Below are 10,759 nucleotides of genomic sequence, written 5' to 3' on the forward strand. Positions count from 1 at the left end.
CTCAAATCGCAAACAAGTTAACTTTTCGTCAGCAGCTCACCCTTATTATCAAACGGCCAATCGATGCCCAGCCAAGCCTTGAAGAAGGCTTTTTGCTGTTTAGTCGCCTTCACATCGCCTTTGAGCACTAGCTTGCCGCTTTGTTTCTCACCTAAGGTTAACGCCACTTGCTTAATTTTATCGTTGTTAAATAAGGTGATTTCGACCTTATCACCCACTTTAAAGTCTTTGATGCGCTTATCAAATCCTTGAGCGGTCACCTTTAAGCCATTAATCGCGATAATCTCGTCTCCCGCCATGATACCAGCCTGCCAGGCGGGGCTATTACGCAATACTTGGGCAAGCACTAAAGAGCCATATTCGCTGCTTAAGGTCATGCCAGTGAAAGGCTCAGCTTTAGCGTCTTTACCGTAGGACATCACTAATCCGGCCTGAGACAACAGGCTTGAAAACTCAAGGCTCAGTGGACTATTCACATGACTTTGCCACCATGGGCCATAGTCCTTACCCGATAAGTCCTTCAGAATTTGCTGCACATCGGCCACAGTGTACCCCTTAGGTACGCGGTAATCCTGATAGAGTTTACGATGCACGTCGCGGTAAGAATGGGCAAGATTCGAATCCGTCAGCAGAGAGAAATCCAGCGCCAGTGAGGCTAAATAACCTTCGGAGTAAATATTCACACTGTGGTTAATCGCATAATCGCCGCCCGTACTGCTCCATTCGCCTAAACTTGCCTCGGCAACCGATTGAATTTCACGCCCAGGTGTCAGCTCGCTTTTTTCGATACGTTTGGCTAAGTCTTCTAAAAATTCTTTTGGCGTCATCACTCCTGCGCGCAGCAACAATTGCCCTTGGAAATAACTAGTTGATCCCTCGGCAATCCACAACAGTTCGGTCATGTTTTCATGCTGATAATCGTAGGGGACCAAACCTGCCGGACGATAGGCTTTAACGTTCCAAGTATGAATAAACTCATGGGACGCCGTGCTAATAAAGCGTAGGTAATCCTTACGCTCGCGAAAACTAAACCGCGGCAGTTGAATAACCGTCGAGTTTAAGTGCTCGGTCGCGCCGCCCGCACCGCTGGTGGCATGCACCATATAAACATAACGATCAAAAGGATAATCATCCCAGATCGCTTTAGCTTGGCCACTCAATGCGGTTAAGTCTTTCACCACCTTATCGGCATCGTAGTTGCCTTCACCCCAAAACACTAATTCATAGTCTTTGCCATTAGCACTAAATTTTTTGTGAGTACTCACCCCTGTTTCAATGGGGGAGTCAATTAGCACATCATAATTAGGTGCAATAAATGAATGCGCCATTTTGCCTGACGACATGCCCGAATAACTCTGCCAGTTTTCGGGCACGGTTAATTGTACTGCTACTGGGTCTTCTCGAAATTGCGGGCTATACATTAATACGCCACTGGCATCGAGATAAGCATGGCTTGAATCAATATGACGCACGCGCTGGCCTAATTCATTGGCGTAAAGTTGATAACTCACGGTTACATTGGTTGGATTATCTAAGGCTATTTTCCACTCGCCACTAGCACTGCGTTTCCATGGGAGTGGATTGCCCTTACTGTCTTTTGCCGTGAATAAACGCACGCCATCAGATAGTGGTAACACTTGGTATTTACCCGTACGCCACACAGGAAGATTAACCGTTAACTCACCTGCTTTAGCTTCGGGAAACGTTACACTCACCTGTGCAAGATGATGTTGGGGTTGGCTTAAATCAATTTTGTAATCCACATCGGCAAATACGTTAGCCGACCCTAATACACTTAATGCCAAAATAGATAATCTATTGGGTTTCACTCTGACTTCCTTCCGTCTTCTGTTATTATGCTTCTTATATTTTTTCCAAGTATAACAAGTCGATGTAGCATCCTCATTAGGCGCTAACAAAAGCTAACAAAATAAGTTCCTTGACTTAGGGAATATAGGGCCACCTACACATGCATAAACTCATTGTTATTTTCGTGACCTTGTTAATATCTATTTCTTTTCAAACATTGGCGGTTGATCTTGAGGCTGAAGAAATAGAATTGCGTGAAACGCCACAAAAAATGTATGACAGGCTTAATCAGTCGATTTCTTTTCCTATCACCTTTAAGAACCGTGAACAATTCGAACGAGCAGCCCAAGAACAGGGCTACAGCAGTGATGAGTTTGAGCACATACTGCAACTCCTCGCACGGTTAAATCTGGAACCCAATGTCAAAACCAAGGTGGGTTTTCAAGACGCAAACAACTTAATCGAACTTCTGGCAAGCATAGCGCAAACGCCCTTCGAGCAAGCCACTGTCGCCATGCTAAAGGGGCGCTATATCGGCCGCACCGAACAAAAATACCAAGAAGCGATAGCTTTTTATAACGAAGCACTGACACAGATCAGCGAAAGCGTTGATATTGAGTCTATGCTGCTAAAACATACCATCCATGAACATTTAGGTGGCCTGCACTTGGTTATTCGCCAAGATGTACCTGCACTAATGCATTTTCACACTTATCGCGATATTGCTTATAAGCTCAGAAACGACTACCTCATCGCGGCGGCCGAATCGAAACTAGGGCACTACTATAATAAAAATCAACAACTAACCAAATCATTGCAACATTATAGTGAAGCGATTCGACTATCAAATCGCTCCAATTATCCGTCAATGAAAACGCATCTTCAGTTACAACTCGCTAAGGTGTATCGTGATTTAAAACAATGGGATGAAGCGTTAAAAAATGCCCACGAAGCCGCAGCAGGATTTAAAAAGCTAGGAAACGATACTTATCTTTCCAGCTGTATGACAGTTATTGCCATGGTGTATGGTGAGCAAGGGGATTGGAACCGCGCCATTGATTACTACCTTAATGCTCAGCAACTCGATGCTAAACGCGGTAATTACATCGCTCAAGGGCTTAATTTCCACAATTTAGGTCAAGCTTATTCGCATCTTAATGATGATGTGAATGCACTTAAGTATTTGTTGATGGCTAATAAAATATTCACTGAAAAACAAAGCCATCATTACTTGGTCTATAACGAATTACTGATTGGTGAAATTGCTCAAGGCAAGCAAGATTGGCCGTTGATGATGGGGCATGCTGAAAACGCTTTAGCGTTGGCGACAGATTTAAATCTACCAGAGGAGCAAAAATCAGCACTGACACAAATCGCCCTTTCGGCAGAAAAACAGCAAGATCAAGCCAAAGTGATCAACACACAAAAAAAGATTATTGAGTTAAACAACTCATTAAAAGACACCGCTAAAGATCCTGGCGCCACTGCTTCAGTCCTTGCTGAACAGCAGCTCAAGTTAGAACTCAATATGATTCAAAGCAAGTTAAATGATGCCATTCAAACCGCTAAGGATACTAATCAATTCCTGGCATTTAGTGGTCTTATCATAACCTTGTTGGTGATAGCAGTTATCTTCTTACTAAATCAACGACGCAAGAGCAAACAGCAAAACGCATCGCTGCTTCAATTAAGCTTAGAAGAACCTTTTACCCATCATAAGGGATATGCTGCACTATTAAACGATCTGACGCTAAACCCGCCTAGCTCTCAAACCACTGCGCTAGCTTTAATTGAATTTCGCGACCATATATCGACTGACCTCAATCACGGCCAATATTTTGCCAATACTATGACCCGTCAGCTCACAAACCATATTAGCCATAGTCTGTTTATGCCCGTCTATGTGATCCGCCAAGGCTTATTTGCGGTCAGGTTTACTGAGGCCGTAGAACCACAGCAAGTGTTAACACAACTTCAACAGCAATTCGATAAACAAGCATTTACGCCTAGTTTCAATCTCGGCTTTATCAATTTGCCCCTGCTTGCCAAAGCGGAGATTAACATTGCCCCCAAATTGCTGTTTGAAACCGTGCAAATGGCGCTCGCTGGTGCACGAAGTTTGCCAAATGACACTTGTTATTATGTGAGTCTCAGAGCATTAGATTTTGTGCCACCGACACTGTTTGCCGACCCGCTGTTTTTGCACTTAGAGAAAGGTATTGAACGCGGCCTGATCCGAGTCGAGACGAATGCGATAAAGGAAGATATTGTATGGCCTTGCTGGGAAAATAACCAAAATCGGCATTTGTTAGAAAATATTTGATCAATATCGACAATTAATCACTATCGTACAAGCAAAGCAATTTGCACTCTACGACCATTGTTATAACATTAGAAGCATATGAGTTAAACGCTAATCTGGACAGAGGACGTCTTGCTTGTTAGCCCTGCAGAGTTAGGAAAATACTCCGGATGAAGGATTCCAACGCGACTGTTACACAACTTGCATTACTTCAACAGAAACTTCATTCGGCAAAACTTGCCCTCGATGAAGTCAATGAAGATAGAAATGCTAAGTTACAAACTTTACTCCAATTTATTGGTCATTTAAGTCTTGCCTGCAAAGGTCAAAACTTAGAATTGGATAATAAGCTTGCCAAACTTCGCCATAACTTAAATACCTTTGAGCGAGTCGATGAAGCCCTACCTGAATTGGTCGATGTTGAACGCCTATTAAAAGGCCAATACCACCACGTAATGGTACAACTTGAAGAAAGTCGCGCAGGGCTTGCACAGGTCGTCCGCCAAATTCAACGGGTTAACTCTGTACCAGAAAAGCTCAAAAAAGAAATTAACTACTTTAAGCAAGATCTCGCTAAACCGTTCCATACGGTGTGGGAGTACATTCCTAAAGTAAAACAAATTATCGGCTTCTACGACACCATCCTACAGCAACAGTTTAATGAAACTGAAAAGTTAGATGTGTTACCAAAGCACAGACAACTCGCCCATGAGTTGGCACAAATGATCTCGGAAATTGAATTCCGTAAAGACCAACGTGATCAAGTGCTTGTCATTAAAGAAATGCTAGCATCCGATATTGAAATCGATAATTTACTGGAGGCTTATCAAACGATTTTATCCCTGCTGCTCGATAATATTGCACGGGAAAAATCCGCCTCTCAGGAATTTCTCTACGCCTTAAACGATGCCTTAGCAGCAGTGCGGGAAGTCGTTAGTGAATCCTATAATCACAACCAGCGTAGTTTCCAACTCAAAACCCAGCTTAATCGTGAAATCAATTCTCGAGTCGATAATGTGGGTGAAGCCATTATCGATACCGACGATATTGTCGACCTCAAAGCACGTTTAACCGAACAGCTCAATTCGATTCGCTCCGCACTCGCCCGCAAAGAAGCCTTAGAACAACGGGAGCAAGCCTTACTGCGTAAATCGATGGAAACCATGCGCAAAGAGCTTAACGAGCTGAGCAACGAGGCCAATACCTATAAAGAACGACTTTTCGAACAACAAAAGCTCAATCTGCTGGACAGCCTAACTCAATTACCTAACCGTGCCGCCCTAGAAGAACGCATGGAGCTTGAGTATCGCAATTATCAACGTCATAAATCTCCGCTATGGATTGCGATTGCAGATATCGATCACTTTAAGAGCATCAATGACAGTTTTGGCCACAGTACCGGGGACAAAACCCTACAGGTCATCGCCATGGCATTAAAAAATTCTTTACGGGATACCGAGTTTGTCGCCCGCTACGGCGGTGAAGAATTTGTGCTCATTTTGCCAGATATTGACGATAACGATATCGCTCAACTTTTAAACAGAGTTAGAGAAAAAGTAAAAAATATTCCATTTAAATTTAAAAATCAGCGGATTACAGTTACAGTATCTATAGGGGCTGCACGAGTCATGGGCAATGAGCTCATACACGAAACCTTTGAGCGCGCCGATGCAGCACTCTACAAAGCAAAACATGAAAGCAGAGACAGGGTCGTGATTGACGTATAACTAAGTCAGACTATACGTCGCTTCTTATCACTCCTGTCGATACGAAGGAGTGATAAATGATAGTAAAAGTCAGCCCTAAGGGCAGCATGGATCAGCTTTCACAACTTGAAGTTGATCGCCTCAAAAAAAGCGCCAAAAGCGCCCTATATCAACTGTATCGTAACTGCTCACTCGCGGTACTCGCCGCGGGTTTAAAGACCGACAATTCTAAAGCACTATTCGAGCAATATCACGACTTCGACATCAATGTACTGCAACGTGAACGCGGGGTTAAGCTCGAGCTTATCAATCCACCGGAACAAGCCTTTGTTGATGGCCAAATTATCACTGGGATCCAAGAGCATTTATTTTCGGTGCTCAGAGATATTCTCTACATCAGCGACAAATACGACACCCTAAAACATATCAATTTAACAAATGCTAGCCACATTACTAACGTCGTGTTTGATATTTTGCGTAATGCCCGCGCCATTGCGCCCATGAAAGATCCTAATGTAGTGGTTTGCTGGGGCGGACACAGCATTAATGCCATCGAATACCAATATACCCGTGAAGTCGGTTATCAACTCGGCCTAAGGGAATTAGATATTTGCACTGGTTGCGGCCCTGGCGCAATGGAAGGCCCGATGAAGGGCGCAGCGATTGGTCACTCTAAACAACGGATTAAAAATGCTCGTTATATTGGTCTCACTGAGCCAAGTATTATCGCCGCCGAGCCGCCTAACCAAATCGTTAACGAGTTGGTGATCTTGCCCGATATCGAAAAACGCCTAGAAGCGTTTGTACGCTTAGGTCACGGCATTATTATCTTCCCCGGCGGTGCGGGTACAGCCGAAGAACTGCTGTATATACTGGGGATTTTGCTCAATAAAGAAAACCAACAAACGCCCTTCCCACTGGTATTAACTGGCCCCAGCGAAAGCGCAGATTATTTTATTAAAATTGATGAGTTTATCGCTGCAACCTTAGGGCCTGAAGCGCAACAAAAATACCAAATCATTATTGATAATCCTTCCGAAGTCGCTCGGGTGATGAAGCAAGGCATGGAGCAAGTGAAAAACCATCGCCGTGCCACAGGAGATGCTTACCAATATCAATGGGGGCTAAAAATTGAGCCAGAATTTCAACTGCCCTTCACTCCCACCCATGAGGTAATGGCAAACTTAAATTTACATTTTCAAACCAACAAAGCGGAGCTTGCAGCCAACCTGCGCAAAGCCTTTTCGGGTATCGTAGCGGGTAATGTAAAATCTGACACCATCAAGCAAATTGAGCAATTAGGTCCCTTCCACATTAAAGGGGATCCGCATTTAATGGAGTTGATGGATAATTTGCTGGGGGCCTTTGTCGCCCAGCATAGGATGAAACTGCCGGGAAGCGCTTATGTTCCCTGCTATCAAATCGTGAAGTAAAACAAAAACCGCCAATGAATAAGTTTTTAATTATCGATGGTCTCAACTTAGTCCGCCGGATTTATGCGGCGATCCCAGATGAGAACGATATGGACAGTTTAACGGAGCGTGTGAGTGTCGCCTGCACTAAACTGCTGCGCATTCACCACCCAACCCATGTCGCTATCGTCTGGGATGGGGATGAGATCTCTTGGCGTAAACAGCTCTACCCTGATTATAAAAAGGGCCGTAAACCTATGCCTGAGCCACTGGCGGCGGGCTTAACGGCATTGCAAGAACACCTTAACAGTTTACAAATCCAATCAATTTATGCCGCTGCTGAGGCCGATGATGTTATCGCCACCCTTGCAATGAAAACCGCCAAAGCCCAAGGTGAAGCCATTATTGTGTCGACGGATAAAGGTTTTAGCCAACTCAATCATCCGCGGATCAGCCAGTGGGATCACTTTAATCAGCAATATCTCAACATCGCTGAGCTTGAACAAAAACTGGGAGTCGATCGCAACCAATTTCTCGATTTAATGGCACTGGCTGGTGATAGCGGCAATAAAATCCCCGGTATCGCAGGTATTGGCCCTAAATCGGCCGCCGAGTTACTCCGAACCTTTAGAACCTTAGCGACACTGTTTTCCTCTTTGTCCAATCTCGGCGCCAAACAAGCAAAAAAATTGGCAGAAGGCCGAGATATAGCACGCCTCAGTTATAAGTTAGCCCAACTACAAACCGATTTACCCTTAAACATCAACTTAAAAGATTTTCGGGTCAATAGCCCTATTCATACGCCACCCGTCGACTAGCGCCTCTTGTTAACACTAAGTTGCAATAAAGCCGTTTACCTCAGGTCATCAAAGGCGTATTTTATTCATTTGCCAAATAACACATTGGATATGCAAAGGAATTAGATTCAATGAAATCAAAAACCTCGGTTATTATTGGTAGCATATTTGCCGCCTATGTCGCCTTCGTCGCCGTAGTGGTGCTCGTATATGAGCCCACTCCAGATGAAATGGATTGGGAAGATAGGCAAGTCTATAACAGCCAGAAATTAAACGATTTAACACTCGGGCAAGATATTTCCGCCGTCAAAACCCTATTTGGTAAGGCCGATTTTACAGAGGCCAAATCCCTTAAGGATAGCCAGCTACAAGTGCTCTTTTATCGTACTCACCATGAAAAATCCGATGGCGTGACCAGCAAAGAAGAATGCACCCCGCTGATTTTTAAAGACAATAAACTCGTGGCCTGGGGCGATGATACCTATAAACAGTATCTCGAAGCCGGCACAGATATTGTTAGCCGCACCGCCAAAGAGGTCGAAAGCTCAAGCAAAAATTGATTTTGCTCTGATATCACCATCATCCCTAAGCTAAATATCAAAAGCTTATTAAGCTATTTCCAAAAATGGCAATGTAAATCAATACATTGCCATTTATGTTACAGAACAGCTTGAAAGCGAGAGAACTTTATCGTCAGGTGTGCGTCATTTTCCCCTGTGACACGCCACCCTGTTATTTCACAAGAAGCATCCATAAGGGCTCTACTAAAACCTAGATGTTTTAAAAGGTCACAGGTACAACAATGCCAATCCTAACTATCCCTCTAGCGGTCGTTCAGCTAAAAAGCAATTGCCCCTTTTCAATTTATCTGCGACTCAAGTTGTACTGTTCGGTGCTGTGGGGTTGACCTAATTTTAGTAATGATCCACATAGTATTCAGGTTCATTTGCGACTCGACATGACGAACTCGAAACTCAATACATTGCTCTAAAAAGTGATCCAACGGCCCCAATGCCTGATGACTTAGCAGAATGGCTTGATGTGCTATGCCTCTATGTTTTATGGGAGGCAGTGACTAGAAGCTAACGCGATACTCTGTATTTCTAAACAAAATGCTTGCCGCGATAGCGATGATTTGTTATTACTGGCGCATGAACAAAATATACGCAAGCGCAATTAACACCACCACTACCACCACGAGAATTCTCGGGGGGTAGTTTTTTGCGTCTTTAAAAAAACCCTCTGAGCGATATCGCCAGAGGGTTTTTTTATACCTTGGTTTTGTATTTCGCTCAGATTTAACTCAGGAGAGAATGATGAAAACACATCGCGAAATTGCAGAACAACTTGACCTGTTTCACTCCGAACCACAGGCACCAGGCATGATTTTTTGGCACCCAAATGGCTGGGCATTATTCCGAGATATTCAAGAGCACATGAGGCGCGTGTATCGCCGCAATGGTTTTGAGGAGGTGAACACGCCTGTTTTTATGAAGAAGGCGTTATGGCAAACGTCTGGGCATATGGACATGTTTGCAGAGAACATGTTTTTCGGTGGCGGAAAGGAAAACATCGATGAATATGTGTTAAAGCCCATGTCTTGTCCTGCCCATATTTTGCTGTTTAAGCGCGGAGTACATAGCCATAGAGATTTGCCACTGCGACTATTTGAGTTTGGCTTGGTGCACCGTAATGAATCCTCTGGCTCGTTAAATGGTTGCCTGCGCGCACGCCAGTTCACTCAGGATGATGCCCATGTTTTTTGCTGTTGGTCTCAGGCAGAGGAGGAGATACGTGGTTTTCTTCAACGGGCAAAACAGGTTTATGCTGATTACGGCTACCATAATTTAGACGTAAAAATATCGACTAAACCTGAGAAGGCATTAGGCAGCGATGAGCAATGGTGCCGAGCACAAAAGCTATTGGATTCAGCCTGTCAGATTGAGGGTTTCGATGCCGAGTATCAAGCTGGTGAAGGGGCTTTCTATGGTCCTAAAATTGAACTGTCACTGACAGATCCTATGGGAAGACGCTGGCAGTGTGGCACTATCCAGTTTGATTTTAATTTGTCTGAAAGATTCGATGTTCACTACATCAATGAACAAGGGGAATGCGAACGGCCAGTGATTATGCACCAAGCTATGTATGGCTCTATCGAGCGTTGGCTAGGGATTCTCTTGGAAGTCTCACAGGGTAACCTGCCGGATTGGTTGCATCCTGTACCTGTTGCTATTGCCTCAGTAAATGAGTCAAACAGCCAATTTGTCCGTCAGTTAGTCGAACTATGTTTAGCACGAGAGATGCGAGTGCTGGTTGATATCAGCCAAAACTCAGTTGCTCGCAAAATGAAACGGTTTCACAAACAAAAAGTGCCTTATATCTTAACGGTTGGGGATAAGGAGGAGGCTGAACATAGGGTTTCAGTTAAGTGCCGTAAAGATAACGTTATTACTCACGTCCCTCTTTCTGAATTAGCTGATTATCTCGCGGATAAACTAGTGCGCAAACAATAGCCTAAGGAAGGTGGTGTTTGTTATCTAAGGCTAGCTATGGATCCCATCGCTAGCCTTTTATTCATTTTGTTACTTTGTCTAATAGTACTCTAAATAACTGATCCTAATAGTGCTACATTCTGCCGGAATCTATGTGGCGTAAGGCATGCGTGTAATCTGGCACCAAAGCCTGAAGTAACAAGACTCAGCGCACGATGCATGTTCCGTATCCCTTATAGAA

7 protein-coding genes are annotated in these 10,759 nt (G+C 44.0%); 6 read left to right on the top strand and 1 reads right to left on the bottom strand.

The window, feature by feature from the left end:
* Nucleotides 1-17: 17 nt before the first annotated feature.
* Nucleotides 18-1,829: a M61 family metallopeptidase gene (locus L976_RS17130; protein WP_047538682.1), complete on the bottom strand. Its 1,812-nt coding sequence runs from the start codon at nt 1,827-1,829 to the stop codon at nt 18-20.
* 140 nt (nt 1,830-1,969) lie between these two features.
* On the opposite strand from L976_RS17130, the gene L976_RS17135 reads away from it, so the two are divergent.
* The 6 genes from L976_RS17135 (at nt 1,970) to thrS (ending at nt 10,539) form a co-directional block, all read left to right on the top strand.
* Nucleotides 1,970-4,132, top strand: a complete 2,163-nt coding sequence (locus tag L976_RS17135; RefSeq protein WP_047538686.1) for a tetratricopeptide repeat protein — start codon at nt 1,970-1,972, stop codon at nt 4,130-4,132.
* A 149-nt stretch (nt 4,133-4,281) separates the two neighbouring features.
* Entirely contained in the window at nt 4,282-5,838 is a 1,557-nt protein-coding gene (locus L976_RS17140) for a GGDEF domain-containing protein (protein ID WP_037416573.1), read from the top strand.
* A 56-nt stretch (nt 5,839-5,894) separates the two neighbouring features.
* The gene (gene ppnN, locus L976_RS17145) at nt 5,895-7,250 is read left to right on the top strand and encodes a nucleotide 5'-monophosphate nucleosidase PpnN (RefSeq protein WP_037416570.1); all 1,356 of its coding nucleotides are present in this window, start codon (nt 5,895-5,897) and stop codon (nt 7,248-7,250) included.
* 14 nt (nt 7,251-7,264) lie between these two features.
* Nucleotides 7,265-8,047: a flap endonuclease Xni gene (gene xni / locus L976_RS17150; protein ID WP_047538689.1), complete on the top strand. Its 783-nt coding sequence runs from the start codon at nt 7,265-7,267 to the stop codon at nt 8,045-8,047.
* Nucleotides 8,048-8,157: 110 nt separating this feature from the next.
* Complete coding sequence (locus L976_RS17155; protein ID WP_037416564.1) at nt 8,158-8,586, top strand: DUF3192 domain-containing protein; 429 nt, start codon at nt 8,158-8,160, stop codon at nt 8,584-8,586.
* A gap of 753 nt (nt 8,587-9,339) precedes the next feature.
* Entirely contained in the window at nt 9,340-10,539 is a 1,200-nt protein-coding gene (gene thrS / locus L976_RS17160) for a threonine--tRNA ligase (RefSeq protein WP_241406944.1), read from the top strand.
* The last annotated feature ends 220 nt before the right edge of the window (nt 10,540-10,759 follow it).

Source organism: Shewanella sp. ZOR0012, from assembly GCF_000798835.1.
Taxonomy (GTDB): Bacteria; Pseudomonadota; Gammaproteobacteria; order Enterobacterales; family Shewanellaceae; genus Shewanella; species Shewanella xiamenensis.